Annotated in this window: 15 protein-coding genes and 1 pseudogene; 7 read left to right on the forward strand and 9 right to left on the reverse strand. The window is 61.5% G+C overall.

Going from position 1 to position 14,477, the window contains the following annotated elements:
• Positions 1-67: 67 nt before the first annotated feature.
• The 5 genes from NKJ81_RS32640 to NKJ81_RS11800 form a co-directional block, all read right to left on the reverse strand.
• A complete protein-coding gene (locus NKJ81_RS32640) occupies positions 68-322 on the reverse strand; it encodes a DUF6894 family protein (RefSeq protein WP_352977186.1) in 255 nt (84 codons plus the stop codon).
• Between the two features lie 215 nt (positions 323-537).
• Positions 538-762 (reverse strand): hypothetical protein, encoded by a 225-nt coding sequence (locus tag NKJ81_RS11785; protein ID WP_352502409.1) that lies wholly within the window; start codon positions 760-762, stop codon positions 538-540.
• Positions 763-1,023: 261 nt separating this feature from the next.
• Entirely contained in the window at positions 1,024-1,191 is a 168-nt protein-coding gene (locus tag NKJ81_RS11790; protein ID WP_352540545.1) for a hypothetical protein, read from the reverse strand.
• Positions 1,175-1,570, reverse strand: coding sequence for a hypothetical protein (locus NKJ81_RS11795; RefSeq protein ID WP_352540546.1), 396 nt, complete (start codon positions 1,568-1,570; stop codon positions 1,175-1,177). The genes NKJ81_RS11790 and NKJ81_RS11795 overlap by 17 nt, the downstream gene beginning before the upstream one ends.
• A gap of 6 nt (positions 1,571-1,576) precedes the next feature.
• A complete protein-coding gene (locus NKJ81_RS11800; protein ID WP_352540547.1) occupies positions 1,577-1,960 on the reverse strand; it encodes a hypothetical protein in 384 nt (127 codons plus the stop codon).
• 331 nt (positions 1,961-2,291) lie between these two features.
• Between NKJ81_RS11800 and NKJ81_RS11805 the strand changes: the two genes are divergently transcribed.
• Positions 2,292-3,305 (forward strand): methyltransferase family protein, encoded by a 1,014-nt coding sequence (locus NKJ81_RS11805; protein WP_352540548.1) that lies wholly within the window; start codon positions 2,292-2,294, stop codon positions 3,303-3,305.
• Positions 3,306-3,338: 33 nt separating this feature from the next.
• Here the strand turns inward: NKJ81_RS11805 and NKJ81_RS32645 are convergent, their stop codons facing one another.
• The gene (locus tag NKJ81_RS32645) at positions 3,339-3,911 is read right to left on the reverse strand and encodes a DUF982 domain-containing protein (RefSeq protein ID WP_502893790.1); all 573 of its coding nucleotides are present in this window, start codon (positions 3,909-3,911) and stop codon (positions 3,339-3,341) included.
• Between NKJ81_RS32645 and NKJ81_RS11815 the strand changes: the two genes are divergently transcribed.
• The 4 genes from NKJ81_RS11815 to otsB all read left to right on the forward strand — a co-directional run bounded on the left by NKJ81_RS11815 (position 3,897) and on the right by otsB (position 9,888).
• Positions 3,897-4,958, forward strand: a complete 1,062-nt coding sequence (locus tag NKJ81_RS11815; protein ID WP_352540549.1) for a glycosyltransferase family 4 protein — start codon at positions 3,897-3,899, stop codon at positions 4,956-4,958. The genes NKJ81_RS32645 and NKJ81_RS11815 overlap by 15 nt on opposite strands.
• Positions 4,959-5,006: 48 nt before the next feature.
• Positions 5,007-7,169: an amylo-alpha-1,6-glucosidase gene (locus tag NKJ81_RS11820; RefSeq protein WP_352540550.1), complete on the forward strand. Its 2,163-nt coding sequence runs from the start codon at positions 5,007-5,009 to the stop codon at positions 7,167-7,169.
• A gap of 179 nt (positions 7,170-7,348) precedes the next feature.
• Complete coding sequence (locus NKJ81_RS11825; RefSeq protein WP_023674969.1) at positions 7,349-9,130, forward strand: alpha,alpha-trehalose-phosphate synthase (UDP-forming); 1,782 nt, start codon at positions 7,349-7,351, stop codon at positions 9,128-9,130.
• The gene (gene otsB / locus NKJ81_RS11830; protein ID WP_352540551.1) at positions 9,127-9,888 is read left to right on the forward strand and encodes a trehalose-phosphatase; all 762 of its coding nucleotides are present in this window, start codon (positions 9,127-9,129) and stop codon (positions 9,886-9,888) included. The genes NKJ81_RS11825 and otsB overlap by 4 nt, the downstream gene beginning before the upstream one ends.
• 17 nt (positions 9,889-9,905) lie before the next feature.
• On the opposite strand, the pseudogene NKJ81_RS11835 reads toward otsB, so the two are convergent.
• Positions 9,906-10,115: pseudogene (locus NKJ81_RS11835) on the reverse strand (ABC transporter ATP-binding protein); the annotation flags it as partial.
• Here NKJ81_RS11835 and NKJ81_RS11840 point away from each other — a divergent pair.
• Positions 10,111-10,503 carry an MmcQ/YjbR family DNA-binding protein gene (locus NKJ81_RS11840; RefSeq protein ID WP_352474256.1) on the forward strand — a complete coding sequence of 131 codons (393 nt, stop codon included), beginning with the start codon at positions 10,111-10,113 and terminating at the stop codon, positions 10,501-10,503. The pseudogene NKJ81_RS11835 and the gene NKJ81_RS11840 overlap by 5 nt on opposite strands.
• 193 nt (positions 10,504-10,696) lie before the next feature.
• On the forward strand, positions 10,697-12,154 hold the full coding sequence (locus tag NKJ81_RS11845) for an NCS1 family nucleobase:cation symporter-1 (protein ID WP_352474257.1): 1,458 nt from the start codon (positions 10,697-10,699) through the stop codon (positions 12,152-12,154).
• Positions 12,155-12,183: 29 nt separating this feature from the next.
• Here NKJ81_RS11845 and NKJ81_RS11850 read toward each other — a convergent pair whose 3' ends face one another.
• Positions 12,184-12,723, reverse strand: coding sequence for a DUF1697 domain-containing protein (locus tag NKJ81_RS11850; RefSeq protein WP_352540552.1), 540 nt, complete (start codon positions 12,721-12,723; stop codon positions 12,184-12,186).
• Positions 12,724-12,733: 10 nt separating this feature from the next.
• Positions 12,734-14,362 (reverse strand): CTP synthase, encoded by a 1,629-nt coding sequence (gene pyrG / locus NKJ81_RS11855; protein WP_352448839.1) that lies wholly within the window; start codon positions 14,360-14,362, stop codon positions 12,734-12,736.
• Positions 14,363-14,477: the final 115 nt, after the last annotated feature.

Below are 14,477 nucleotides of genomic sequence, written 5' to 3' on the forward strand. Positions count from 1 at the left end.
GCCGCGACATGCGGTTTTTCAGCCAGGCTCGATCAAAGCTCGCCCGCATCGCGGGGCTTTTGGCCAATCACGGCCGAGTGCCGGCCTTTTCGGCAGCTTCCGAGAATGGAAATCGGAAAAGCAGCTTCCGGTTCTCGTCGCAGATTTCGAAGGAAAGACCTGTCAGGACCGGGCTGCCGCTGAGCAGGCCCTCGGCCAGGATTTCCTTGGCCGAGGCCATTGCGTTATCCTGAGCCGCGGACAAACCGTCCAACTCCTGACCCTCGAAATCTTCCGTCAAGCGGCCCTCATTGTTTCGGAAATGGAAAAAATATCTCGGCATGGCTGCTCCGGTCGGTCGGTTTCTCTAATGCATGTCGCGCAAAACTGTGCAGCGGTTTTGCGGCAACGACATGCACAAAAACAGGCACTTACAGCGCATCGCATGAGGCCGATCGACGCGATGCGCTTTAGTGGCGAGCGCCTCAGGAACAGCGTCGGATTTGTGCACGACAGCACCGTGCGATTTTGGCGTTGGGATTCATGGCGTTTAGGCCTTCATGCGTCAGGTCGATCGAACAGCACCCCCAGCCCGTGTTCGAACGCACATGCCGCAATCATGTCGTCCAGGACTTTTCCGGAGGCCGGGCAATTCGGCATGACAGCCCTGATCGCGATCTCAGCCGCTGCGGTGGAAACCGCATCGTGGCGCCTCTTCCTGGTCTCCATGTATTGCTCGAGCAGAATTTTCAGGCGCCGCGCGGCAATCTCGTCAACGACCATCGTTCTCCCTCGATTCGGCACAATCCGTCTTCCGGGTCTGTCCTCCGGATGAAGGTCCGCTGCCATTGGGTAGCAGCGGACCACTCGGCTGGGTGAGCCAATGACCCGAGGCGGGGGTGTCTCGGACCGACACCACAATAGCTTCGGCAGGCCACTCGTTCCACAGACCGCTGTCGTTGGTAATTTTCGTACACTGAGCATTGCCGCAGACAGTCTGCGACGGTGGGATTTTTGCGTTATGCCCGTAGCCTGATAACCGGATCAGCTTCGGCTTCGATCGACATAGCTGTAGATGCCCGCGCCGATCGCGACCGCTCCTACAGTGATCAGAATCGATGGCACACCCATTAACGTGGCGATGATCCCCCAGACAATGGCGACGGCAATTGCGCCGGCCGTTCCCAGCACCAGTCTAAGCCGTTTCGACATTTTCCGTTTCCCCCAAAGTGCATCTTCCTTTTTTCTGGTCGAAATACCGCAATGCGGCAGCATTGTCTGCGCTTTGTTCAACTTTTTTCGCCGCCCCTGAGCCCGACCGCTGAGGCGTAAGCGATCCGTATGCGGCCTTGTTGCAAATACCCACTCGACAATCAGGAAGCTTGGGCGCGAGCCCGAGAAGCGAGGCGTCAGAAAGCGAGGTATCTATGCAAAATTTTCGGAATTTACTCCGGTTCTCGATCATGGCCATGGCGGCCACGACAACCGCAATAGTGATCACCGGCCTTACCCCCGAGACAACCGAAGCGAATTTGATTTGCCATAGGTTGGTCTGCAAGAAGGCGAGCAATGAACACAGTGCTTTCGGCACCAAATATCAGCGCAAATGCACCTGCGAAAATATAAACGAGGGCGCCAACAACCATCGCTCCCCACACAACCTCAACAACAGGCCCATCGGCGGCTCAAGCAGCAGCAGTGGTTCGAGCGGCACCAGCAGCTCAGGCAGCACCAGCAGTTCAGGCGGCAGCAGCGGTTCGAGCGGCACCAGCAGTTCAAGCGGCAGCAGCGGTTCCAGCGGCAGCAGCGGCTCCAGCGGCAGCAGCGGTTCGAGTGGCACCAGCAGTTCAAGCGGCGGCAATGACGGAACAAGCAGCGGCGGCTCAAGCGGATCGAGCAGTAGCAGCGGATCCAGCGGCGGCAACGACGGGACAAGCAGCAGCGGATCCAACGGCAGCGGTGGAGTGTAGCGGCTGCTCAAGTGGCACCAGCGGCGGCGGGTGGGCACACTACGTGACCCGTGGCGGCCGCCGACGACGATCAACCCTCATGACAACGGGAGTAGCAGCTTGACGCTCCAACCGAAATCCGCGACCGCGCCCCTAACCGGCCTTGCAGGACTGTTTGGTCTTGCGCTGGCCGTCGAAGTGCTCGTCAACAGAAGCTGTCCTGTGCATTTGCAGGCCATGACTGTCATTGCAGCTACCGCGGCAGCGATGATCGCGGTCGACACGGCCTATTTCCAGACGTTCCGGAGGCGTTCGACGGGATTGCAGGCGAAGCCGATGCGAGCGCTTGAAGTCGAGCGCGTCGTGCGCAAGCTCATCGGCTTCATCGTCACGCTCACGACCATTGCCGCAGTCTACTGGATAGTGCCGGAATACCGGCGTGGGTTTTACGCCCCCTACTGGGCAGCGCTTTACGACACCTTGCCGGCCCTGCTCGTCGCCGCGCCGTTTTATGTTGCCTATGTCGACCGCCGGCAGACCGATCCGGAAGATTCATATGCCGAAATCGGTGCATTCGTCCTCAGCGGCGCCGTGCCGCAAAGGACCGAGCAGATACGCCAGCACGTGCGGGGCTGGATCGTCAAAGGCTTCTTCCTGCCGCTGATGTTCGTCTATCTGTGCTCCACACTGGGTTCGATCCTTGCCGGGCTGGAACAACCATATCGATTCGACATCATGCGCTGGCACGCTTTTGCAATCGATCTCCTGTTCATGGTGGATGTTCTTGTCGCGGTCGTCGGCTACGTCTTCACGCTGCGCGTCCTCGACAATCATATCCGCACCGTCGAGCCCACCGTATTCGGCTGGCTGGTCTGTCTTGCCAGTTATGAACCCATCAACGCCGCCACCCGTGCCTACCTGAACTACGAAACGGGCGCCAACTGGACGGCGGTGATGCCCTCACCGGCGCTCCAGGTTTTCTGGGGATCGGCGATCCTCTTCTGCATCTTGATTTTTGTCTGGTCCACCGTGAGCTTTGGCCTGAGATTTTCCAATCTCACCAATCGCGGAATCATCACCTGCGGACCGTATCGCTGGATCAAGCATCCGGCCTATGTTTCGAAAAACCTGTCGTGGTGGCTGGTCTCCCTACCTTTCCTCACCGCCGCAGGACCCGCTGACGCGCTGCGGCACTCCGCTATCCTGCTCGCGCTCAATGCCATCTACGCACTCCGCGCCATCACCGAGGAATGCCATCTGTCACGCGACCCCGATTACGTCGCCTATTGCGAGTACATCAGCGAAAACGGCGCCGTTGCTCAGCTCAAACGACTGTTCGCGAAAGCGAGTCGGTCGCCGATCAGGCGCTCAGGCTGAATGCCCTTGCTCGGACCATCTGCGGCAGCTGGCCTATCGCCTCAAGGCGTGATCGCGATGCCGATCCTCGCCGCTCATCGGCAACGGCCGATCGCCCTCGAGCAGGCGGGTGATCCGGGCGAAGCCGGCAAAAGCCTTTCTCGCTTCCTCGGCCGACATCCGGCCGGCCATGGCCGCAGCGCAGCAATTCACGGCGCACTGGTAAACCGGCCCGCGCCGCCCGGCCGGCCATTTTCGCAAGAATGCCATCGCTTCGGCAACGCTGTCGATCTCCTCCACGGGCTGTCCCTGTCCGCGCAAAATCCGCACGGGCGAAAAGAATTGCAAGCGGTCCATCATTTCCTCCCCGTCGACCGGATGCGTGCGATCGAACCCCACTAAACTCGCGAACCCGACTTTGGTTCCCGGCAAAACATGGCTTGGCCTGAAAAATGTTTGCTGGACGAGACGAGCAACGGTCGACGCGCCCGGCAGCTCCAATTGGGTGACATCTTGCCCCAATTGGGTGGCATCTTGCCATTGTACGGGAACGTTAGCGCGGCTGATGCATTTCGATGCCACGAGCAGTCTTTTTGAGGGAAATGCCAAAACATGAGAATAGCCCATGTGGCGCCGCTCCATGAATCCGTGCCACCCCGGTTCTATGGAGGGACGGAGCGCATCGTCTCCTATCTGACCGAAGGATTGGTCGAGCTTGGCCATGACGTGACCCTGTTCGCCAGCGGCGATACCAAGACGTCGGCGAAATTGGTGGCGTGTCGCGAGCGCGCGCTCCGTCTCGATCCGCGCCCGCACAAATCCGAAACCGCGGCGCATCTCTCGATGCTCGCCGAGGTGAGGAGCCGTGCGCAACAGTTCGACATCATCCATTTCCATCTCAGCCACTTCCTGCATTTTCCTTTCTTCGAACACATGCCCGACCGGACGGTGACGACACCGCATGGCAGGCTCGACTATGTCGACCTGGCCCCGGCCTACGAACATTTTCCGCGCTTTCCGATGATCTCGATTTCGTGTAGCCAGAGAACCGGGCTACCCAGGGCAAATTGGCTGGCGACCATCCATCACGGGCTACCGATCAATACGTATGAGCCGACTTTCGAGACGGAGGTGGACGAGCCGTATCTGGCCTTTCTGGGCCGGCTGTCGCGCGACAAGCGCCCGGACCGTGCCATTGAGATCGCCTTGCGCTCCGGGCTGAAACTGAAGCTTGCGGCAAAGATCGGCGACGACGACCGCCCTTTTTTCCACGACACGGTCGAGCCGCTGATCGACGGCGACCGTGTCGACTATATCGGCGAGATCGAAGAGGACAGAAAAGCGGAATTCCTCGGCAAGGCGGCCGGCCTGCTGTTTCCGATCGATTGGCCGGAGCCGTTCGGTCTTGCCGCGATAGAGGCTATGGCCTGTGGCACGCCGGTGATCGCCTGGAAATGCGGTGCCCTGCCGGAGATCATCGACCACGGCGTGACCGGTTTCCTTGTCGATACGGTCGATGCTGCGGTCGCCTCGATACCGGAATTGCTGCGCCTCGACAGGCGACAGGTGAGAGCCGTGTTCGAAAACCGTTTTTCTGCCACGAGAATGGCCCACGACTATGTGGCTGCCTATGCGCGCCTGATCGGTACTCCCGGTGAAGCGAGAGCGTCCTGATCGGCGTCATTGTGGACGTTGGAAACGAAACGACAGAGCTTGTGACGTATGAATCAACTCGACGAGCGTAAGCTTGATCCCGCCGTAGCCCTTGCCTCCCTCGACGAGGTTGCGCCCCGGGAGCCGCACCGGCTGTTCGCCCTCAAGCAAGCCGACTGCTTCGCGGTGGCCGACGCCTATGGCGACATCCGCGGCGCCGGCGATGGCTTTTTCCGAGACGACACGCGTGTGCTTTCGGAATTCCGGCTGACGGTCGGTGGCCGGCAAATGTCGTTGCTCGGCGCCTCGCTCAGCCAGGACAATGTGCTTTTCACCTCGAACCTGACCAATCTGCCGATCCAGAGTGTCGGTGGTCGCGACATTCCGCAGGGCGCGATCCACATAGAACGCGTCAGGCTGCTTTGGCAGGACCGGCTGTTCGAGCGCATCACCCTTTCCAACTACAGCCAGGAATCGTCGGCCATTCGGGTTTCCTTGCATTTCGCAGCAGATTTCCGCGACATGTTCGAGGTGCGCGGTTCGACCCGGCTCAAGCGCGGAATAGCCCACGCCGCCGAGACCAGTCCGACATCCGTGGTGCTTCGATATGACGGGCTGGACCAACTCGTGCGCCTGTCGGCGATCTCGTTCTCGCAGGCGCCGGACAATTTGACCGCCAGCCGCGCGGATTTCCTGGTTGCGGTGACGAAGCGCAGCAGCGAGGTCCTCTATATCGAGGTCGGCCCGGAAGTGGCGGAGACACCCGACCGCGACCGTTTTCGGGCTGCAGCCGCCCGCGCTCGCTTCGGCATGCGCGCCAAACGCCGCCACGGCGCGACGGTGCACAGTTCTGGCCGCGTCTTCAACGACTGGATCGAACGCGCGCGCGCGGACGTGGCGCTGCTGACCACCGAGCTTGCAACCGGACCTTACCCCTATGCCGGCATACCCTGGTTCTCGACGGCATTTGGCCGTGACGGGGTGATTTCCGCATTGCAGATGCTGTGGTTGAATCCTGGGCTGGCGCGCGGCGTACTCGCCTTTCTCGCCCAGCATCAGGCGACCGAAACGTCGCCGTTCAGCGATTCGCAGCCCGGCAAGATCATGCACGAGACCCGCAAGGGCGAGATGGCGGCACTGCGGGAGCTCCCGTTCGGCCGCTATTACGGCGGCGTCGATACCACGCCGCTCTATATTCATCTCGCTTGCGCCTATGCGGATCGTACCGGCGACATGGCGTTCGTCGACAGCCTGTGGCCATCGCTCTGTGCAGCGGCCGAATGGACGGAGGAGACAAGCCGCGCGACCGGCTTCGTTACCTACCAGCGCGGCGCCGAGACCGGCCTTGCCAACCAGGGCTGGAAGGACAGTTTCGATTCCGTCTTCCATGCCGATGGCCGCATGCCCAAGGGGCCGATCGCCCTGGTCGAGGTGCAAGGCTACGTCTTTGCCGCGTTCCGTGGGCTGGCGGCGCTCGCCCGCCGCCGCGGCGAGGACGACAAGGCCGATCATTGGGAGGAACGCGCCGAAACCATGCGCGCCGCGGTGGAACGCCATTTCTGGATGGACGATCTCAATTTCTATGCACTGGCGATCGACGGTGCAGGCGAGCTCTGCAAGGTACGGACGTCGAATGCCGGCCATCTTCTCTTTGTCGGGCTGCCCGAGCCGGAACGGGCGCAGATGGTCGCCGATCAGCTGCTCTCCGCGTCGTTCCACTCTGGTTGGGGCGTGAGGACGCTGGCCGACGATGCGATATTCTTCAATCCGATGTCCTACCACAATGGTTCGATCTGGCCGCACGACACCGCCATGTGCGGTGCAGGCCTGGCACGTTATGGCGTGCGCGACAGCGTGGTCCGGCTGATGAGCGGCACGTTCGAATCGGCTGTCCATTTCAACATGCGGCTGCCGGAACTGTTCTGCGGCTTTACCCGGTCGCCGGGCGAAGCGCCCATCGCCTATCCCGTCGCGTGCCTGCCGCAAGCCTGGTCAGCGGGATCGGCCTTCATGCTGATGCAGGCCTGCCTTGGGCTCGAAATCGACGGCTGGAACAGCGAAATCCGGGTCACCCGCCCAAGGCTGCCGATCGGCATCGACACGCTGACATTGCGGCATCTGGGTGTCGGCTCGACAGTGGTCGACCTCACATTCCAGCGTGTCGGCGACCGGGTCGTCGCCTTTCTTGCCGACCGGTATGAGGGGATGGTGCCGCTCATCGTGCGCACTTGATGCCGCCGCGCTGCGGCGCATCGAAAATGACGCGCGCGTTGCAATCGTCCGGAACCGATAGCCTCTTTGTGCGTTGCAAAAATGGGCGGGGTGGGGACGCTGTCGTTGTCATACGGCGGCGAACCAGAAAACAAATAAAAAAAACGGCTATCGGCCGGCCGGAGGCGAGATCACATTCCATGTCAGATTATACTGTAAACCTGCTCTGGGTTTTGCTGATTGCAAGTTTTGGCTTTTCCGCTTTTGCCATTCTCCTGTCGATATCCCGCCAGCGCCGCGGTCGCGCAACGGCCGCCGCATACACGCCGAGCGAGGATGTCGCGTCGGAAGCGGCACGCAAGGTGCTGCGCGAGTTCGAAAAGAACGGCCAGTCGGCCGATGCGGCACTGGTCACGTGGTCGCCCGACACTTTGCGCAAGATCCTGGCCGACGACCTGCCGGACGCACAGGTCATCGTGGTGTCCAACCGCGAACCCTACATCCACAACATCAAGGATGACGGGGTCCAACTTTTGGTGCCGGCCAGCGGGCTGGTTTCGGCACTCGAGCCCATCACCCGCGCCTGTGCCGGCACCTGGATCGCCTATGGCGGCGGCACGGCAGACCGCCTCACCGTCGACAAGGACGACCGGGTGCAGGTGCCGCCGGGCAATCCGTCCTACACGCTGCGCAGGGTCTGGCTGACGGAGGAGGAATATCAGGGCTATTATCTGGGCTTCGCTAATGAGGGCCTATGGCCGCTTTGCCATATCGCCTTCACCCGCCCCGTGTTTCGCGCCTCGGACTGGGACGCCTACGAGGCCGTCAACCGCAAATTCGCCGATACGGTGGTTGCCGAAGCCCGCAACGAACGGCCGATCGTGCTGGTGCAGGACTATCATTTCGCGCTGCTGCCGCGCATGATCCGCCAGCGCCTGCCGGACGCGATAGTCATCACCTTCTGGCATATCCCGTGGCCTAATTCGGAAGTATTCAGCATCTGTCCGTGGCGTGAGCGGATCCTGGAAGGACTGCTCGGCAGTTCGATCATCGGCTTTCATACCCAATTCCATGCCAACAACTTCACCGAAAGTGTCGACCGCTTTCTGGAGAGCCGGATCGAACGGGCAGACGCGGCAATCTCCTATGGTGGGCAGACCACATTGGTCCACGCCTATCCCATTTCCATAGAATGGCCGGCCCAATTGCTGGCAAAACTGCCGTCTGTGGAGGAGTGCCGCGCCAGCGTGCGCGACAGATTCGGCCTGTCTGCGGATACCAAACTATGCGTTGGCGTCGAGCGCCTCGACTACACGAAAGGCATTCTCGATCGCTTCCATGCCTTGGACGAATTGTTCACGAGATATCCCGAATGGATAGGCAAGGTGGTTTTCCTGCAGATCGCCGCGCCGAGCCGGGGGACATTGCCCGCCTACCAGCAACTCCACGACGAATGCCGCCGCTGTGCCGAGGAGCTCAACCGGCGCTATGGCAGCGAGACATACAGCCCTATCCTGATGGTCGCCGAACATCATCGGCAGGAGCAGGTCTACGAGGTCTATCGTGCCGCCGACATCTGTATGGTCACCAGTCTGCATGACGGCATGAACCTTGTCGCCAAGGAATTCGTCGCAGCGCGCGACGACGAACAGGGCGTGCTTTTGCTCAGCACCTTCGCCGGTGCCTCGCGCGAATTGCTGGAAGCACTGATCGTCAACCCCTACGATGCGGCCATGATGAGCGAGGCGCTGTTGCAGGCGCTGACGATGACGCCGGAAGAGCAGCGCGAACGTTTGCGGCCGATGCGCGAGATGGTCCGCGACAACAATGTCTACCGCTGGGCCGGCAGCATGCTGCTGGACGCCGCGCGCCTGCGCAAACGCGGCGATCTCGACAGGGTGACCGGAACCGGCGAGCGCCCGCCATCGAACACCAACAACGTCATCTCGATGTTCGAGCGGGCTCGGAAGGCAGCGTCGTGAAAAGCTTTGAACAACCACCGGCGTTGAACCTGTCGGAAGGGCAATGGGCGCTCTTCCTCGACATCGACGGAACCCTGCTGGAACACGCTGCCCATCCCGACGCGGTGTTCGTCGGCGAGGAATTGCGCAATCTGCTCGAACGCATCGAGCGGCGGCTGGATGGTGCGGTCGCCTTCATCACCGGCCGATCGATTCCCGCCGTGGACAAGCTGTTCCACCCGCTGAAGCTGCGGATTGCCGGACTGTATGGGCTGGAGCACCGGCTGACGCCGAGCGGTCCGATCGATGCCGCCGACGCGCCGGCCGACATCGCCGCCCTTGCGGACGAGATCGAGGCCGAACTGGGCAGCGGCAAGGTCTATGTCGAGCGCAAGGGGCCGGTCCTTGCCGTTCATACAAGAGCAGCACCGCAACTGCTTGCACCCGCAATCCAGCTCGTCGAACAGGCATTGGCCCGGCTTCCGAAGGGTTATCGGGTGCTTCCGGGAAACGCCGGCGTCGAGCTCATGCCTTTGGAAGCCGTCAAAGGTGCTGCCATCCAGCGTTTCATGGACATTCCGCCCTTTGTTGGCCGGCGGCCGATATTCCTCGGAGACGATACATCGGACGAACACGGTTTCGAGGCGATCAATGAAATTGGCGGCATCTCCATCCGCGTGAAGCCGAACGGACCGACGGCCGCAACCTATGTCCTCGACGACGTGACGGGCGCAATAGCCTGGCTCGAGGCCAGTTTCGAGACGTCGGCGGTGGCCTGATCGCGCCGTGGCCCGGTTCAGCTGATCTTCCCGTCCACTATGTGAATGCGGCGATCCATGCGTGCGGCCATGTCGAGGTCATGCGTGACTGCCACGACCGTCTTGCCGCGTTCGCGCACCAGATTCTGCAGGATTGTGAACACCTGCTCCGAGCTCTTGCTGTCGAGGCTCCCCGTCGGCTCGTCTGCCAGGATAGCCACCGACAGCGATGGAGGAGAGTTGATGAGTAGGAAATCGCGCGCTTCGACCGATGCCGTTCTCAAGGAACTACGCGCCTTCGGCCTCACCTATCCAGGCGCCGAGACAAAGAGTCCGTGGCCTGGTCACGACGATCTCGCGGTGAAAGGCAAGACCTTTGCTTATTTGAGCCTTGAAGGCGAACCGTTCAGCATCTCCCTCAAACTCCCCTACAGCGGCGACGAGGCGAGAAAGCTCCACTATGCGTCGCCGACGGAGTACGGCCTTGGCAAGAGCGGATGGGTGACGTTCGAACCAGCACCGGACGAACTGCCACCGATGGGACAACTGAAGTCATGGCTCGATGAGAGTTATCGCGCACAAGCGCCCAAAAAGCTTGCCGCCCTGATCACGCACAAGGTGGACTCTGGAGCTTAGGTCGAGCGATTGGTGTCACCCCACGAATCGCCGGCGCTAGAAGCTCAACGACGCCACGCCGATAAGCGCGTTTCTCATTGAATGACTTTAAGCCCAAAGCCGGCAAATCGTCTGCTTGCCGGTTCCCCTGCGTCAGGCTTAACCTGCGTGCCATGCGTGGAGGCGCGTGCGGTTGCAAGGGGAGGACATAGCAATGACAATACAAGGCGCATCACCGGACCTGTACAATGAGGATCTCGCTCCGGCGAAGGTTCGAAACTGGGGACCGTTCTCGATCTTCAACGTCTGGACGTCGGACGTCCACAGCCTGTGGGGCTACTATCTCGCTGCCAGCCTGTTCCTGTTCTGCGGCGGCTTCGTCAACTTCATCATCGCCATCGGTATCGGTTCGCTGATCATCTATGCGTTGATGAACATGGTCGGCTATGCCGGCGTGAAGACCGGGGTGCCCTACCCGGTCCTGGCGCGTGCCTCCTTCGGCATCTGGGGCGCCAACATACCGGCGCTGGTGCGCGCCATCGTCGCCTGCTTCTGGTACGGCGCGCAGACGGCGGCCGCCTCCGGGGCGATCGTAGCCCTGCTGATCCGCTCGCAATGGTTCGCCGACTTCAACCAGAGCACACATTTCCTCGGCCATTCCGGGCTCGAGGTGATCTGCTTCGCCGTCATCTGGGCGCTGCAACTCCTGATCATCCAGAAAGGCATGGAAACGGTGCGCCGCTTCCAGGATTGGGCCGGACCGGCGGTGTGGGTGATGATGCTGATCCTGGCGATCTATCTTTGCATCAAGGCAGGCACCTTCGCTTTCACCAGCGACATCCCGATGGATGTGCTGCTGGAAAAGACAAAGGACGCGGGCGTGCCGGGCACGCCGGGCTCCTGGACCTCGCTGTTTGCGGTGGCCGCGATCTGGGTGACCTATTTCTCCGCGCTCTATCTCAACTTCTGCGATTTCGCGCGCTACGCCCCCGACAAGGCATCGCTGCGCAAGGGCAACATCTGGGGCCTGCCGGTCAATCTTATCCTGTTCTCGCTGGTCGCCGGCGTTACGACGATCGCCGCCTTCGACGTCTATGGCGAGGTGCTGCTGCATCCCGACCAGATTTCGGCGAAATTCGACAGCTGGTTCCTGGCGGCGCTCGCAGCCCTGACCTTTGCGGTGGCGACGCTCGGCATCAATGTGGTGGCGAACTTCGTGTCGCCGGCCTTCGACTTCTCCAATGTCTTTCCACGCCAGATCGACTTCAAGAAGGGCGGCTACATCGCGGCGCTGATCGCGCTGGTGCTCTATCCATTCGCGCCCTGGGAAGGCAGTGCCGCCTCCTTCGTCAACATCATTGGCGCAACGATGGGGCCGATCTTCGGCGTGATGATGGTCGACTACTATCTGATCCGGAAGGGCGAGGTCGACGTCGAGGCGCTCTACAGGGAGAATGGCGAATTCCGCTTTCAGGGCGGCTGGCATGTCAATGCCTTCATCGCCGCCGGTATCGGCGCGGTCTTCTCCTCGATCCTGCCCAACTTCACCAGCCTGCTGCCGTCATGGTGGGGCGTCTATGGCTGGTTCTTCGGCGTGGCAATTGCCGGCGTCATCTACTACGTGCTGCGCACCATGGCACTCGGTGCCGGAGCCAGGATAGCCAAGGCCTGAGCGATTTGGGGCGGCGCGAGCCGCCCCGTTTATTCTGCGACCATCTCGGCCAGGCGGCGCACCGTATTCCAGTTGCGCGAGGTGCCGATGCCGAGACGTTTGTGACTGACCGCCGCAAGCAGCCGCGAACTCGGCGTCTCGCGGGAAAAGACGATCCAGATGTCGCCGCCGACAATCCGCAGCTTCTCGTCCTTGCCGGCATACGCCTCAAGCGCCGCGGCGGTCTCGGCGGGAACGGGCGCCCGCATCACGCGCACCGCCACCTGGTCCGCGGCCTCAGCCGATTCGGCTGGGAACGGATTGCTGGCCGCCATCCTCAGCCAGCCGTCGGCGCGGCGCACGATGATGTCGACGTGGCGGCCGAAAGTCTTTGCGAACGTCACCTCCAGCCGCTGCTCCAACGCCGCAAGTTCTGTTTCTTGCGCCTCGAAAACCAGATTGCCGGTCGCCACCAGCGTGCGCGGCTTATTCAGACCCAGGCCTTCGGCCATCGCCTTCAGATCGGACATGACGACCCGCCGCCCCTCGCCCAGGACAATGCTGTAGAGCAGCGCGACGTAAGTTTGCATGGGCGGCTAGTTAGACCAGCCGCGACTGCTCTACCGCCGCCTCGATGAAGCTGGCAAACAGCGGGTGCGGATCGAGCGGCCGGCTTTTCAACTCGGGATGGTACTGCACGCCGATGAACCAGGGGTGGTCGGGATATTCGACCGTTTCCGGCAGCACGCCGTCCGGCGACATGCCGGCAAACACCAGGCCGCAATCCTCGAGCCGCTCCTTGTAGTCGACATTGACCTCGTAGCGGTGGCGATGGCGTTCGGAAATCTGCGTATCGCCATAGATCTCGGCGATCTTCGATCCCTTGGCAAGGTCGGCCTGGTAGGCACCGAGCCGCATGGTACCACCAAGGTCGCCGGTTTCCCTGCGCTTTTCCAGCATGTTGCCCTTCAGCCATTCGGTCATCAAGCCGACAACCGGCTCCTCGGTTGGACCGAACTCGGTCGATGATGCGTGCTCGACGCCGGCCAGCGAACGCGCCGCCTCGATGCAAGCCATCTGCATGCCGAAGCAGATGCCGAAATACGGCACCTTGCGCTCGCGCGCGAACTTCGCCGCCAGGATCTTGCCCTCCGAGCCGCGCTCGCCAAAACCGCCGGGGACGAGAATGCCATGGACCTTCTCCAGCCACGGCGCCGGGTCTTCCTTCTCGAATATCTCGCTTTCGATCCAGTCGAGCTTGACCTTGACCCGGTTGGCGAGGCCGCCATGCGACAGCGCCTCGATCAGCGATTTGTAGGCGTCCTTGAGGCCGGTATATTTGCCGACGACGGCAATGGTCACTTCGCCTTCCGGATTGTGGATGCGGTTGGACACCGCTTGCCACCGTTCCATGCGCGGCTTCGGCGCCGGATCGATGCCGAAGGCCGCCAGCACTTCCGAATCCAGCCCTTCATTGTGATAGGCCATCGGCACGTCGTAGATATGCGGGACGTCGAGCGCCTGGATGACGGCGCTTTCGCGGACATTGCAGAACAGCGACAGCTTTCTGCGCTCTTCCTTGGGGATCGGCCGGTCGGCGCGGACCAGCAGTATGTCGGGTGCAATGCCGATGCCGCGCAACTCCTTGACCGAATGCTGCGTCGGCTTGGTCTTCAGTTCGCCTGCCGTCGGAATGTAAGGCATCAAGGTCAGGTGGACGTAGACGGCGTTGTTGCGCGGCAGGTCGTTGCCGAGTTGGCGGATCGCCTCCAGGAACGGCATCGCTTCGATGTCGCCGACGGTGCCGCCGATCTCGCACAGCACGAAATCGTAGTCGTCATTGCCGTTGAGGACGAAATTCTTGATCTCGTCGGTGACGTGCGGAATGACCTGCACGGTAGCGCCGAGATAGTCGCCGCGCCGCTCGCGCTCGATGATGTTCTTATAGATGCGGCCGGTGGTGATGTTGTCCTGCTGGTTGGCCGAGCGGCCGGTGAAGCGCTCATAATGGCCAAGATCGAGATCGGTCTCGGCCCCGTCATCGGTCACGAAGACTTCGCCGTGCTGATAGGGCGACATCGTGCCGGGATCGACATTGAGATAGGGATCGAGCTTTTTGATGCGTGCGCGATAGCCCCGCGCCTGCAAGAGAGCCCCAAGGGCCGCTGCAGCAATGCCTTTTCCAAGTGAGGAAACCACGCCGCCTGTGATGAATACATATCGCGCCATGGGAGTCATCGCTTAACGCGGCCGAATTGATTCCGCCAGAGAAAAAACCGCCGCGAAGGCTTTTTCCCAAGAAGGCGCTCTGGTCGTTGGCGTATCAAAACAAAAGGGCCGGCGA

Origin of the sequence: Mesorhizobium sp. M0018, assembly GCF_040323955.1 — a bacterium.
GTDB lineage: Bacteria > Pseudomonadota > Alphaproteobacteria > Rhizobiales > Rhizobiaceae > Mesorhizobium.

Coding starts and splice junctions, on each gene's coding strand:
- NKJ81_RS32640 (WP_352977186.1), bottom strand. CDS start 322: ATGCCGAGATATTTTTTCCATTTCCGAAACAATGAGGGCCGCTTGACG.
- NKJ81_RS11785 (WP_352502409.1), bottom strand. CDS start 762: ATGGTCGTTGACGAGATTGCCGCGCGGCGCCTGAAAATTCTGCTCGAG.
- NKJ81_RS11790 (WP_352540545.1), bottom strand. CDS start 1,191: ATGTCGAAACGGCTTAGACTGGTGCTGGGAACGGCCGGCGCAATTGCC.
- NKJ81_RS11815 (WP_352540549.1), top strand. CDS start 3,897: ATGAGAATAGCCCATGTGGCGCCGCTCCATGAATCCGTGCCACCCCGG.
- NKJ81_RS32645 (WP_502893790.1), bottom strand. CDS start 3,911: ATGGGCTATTCTCATGTTTTGGCATTTCCCTCAAAAAGACTGCTCGTG.
- NKJ81_RS11820 (WP_352540550.1), top strand. CDS start 5,007: ATGAATCAACTCGACGAGCGTAAGCTTGATCCCGCCGTAGCCCTTGCC.
- NKJ81_RS11825 (WP_023674969.1), top strand. CDS start 7,349: ATGTCAGATTATACTGTAAACCTGCTCTGGGTTTTGCTGATTGCAAGT.
- NKJ81_RS11840 (WP_352474256.1), top strand. CDS start 10,111: ATGAGTAGGAAATCGCGCGCTTCGACCGATGCCGTTCTCAAGGAACTA.
- NKJ81_RS11845 (WP_352474257.1), top strand. CDS start 10,697: ATGACAATACAAGGCGCATCACCGGACCTGTACAATGAGGATCTCGCT.
- NKJ81_RS11850 (WP_352540552.1), bottom strand. CDS start 12,723: ATGCAAACTTACGTCGCGCTGCTCTACAGCATTGTCCTGGGCGAGGGG.
- pyrG (WP_352448839.1), bottom strand. CDS start 14,362: ATGGCGCGATATGTATTCATCACAGGCGGCGTGGTTTCCTCACTTGGA.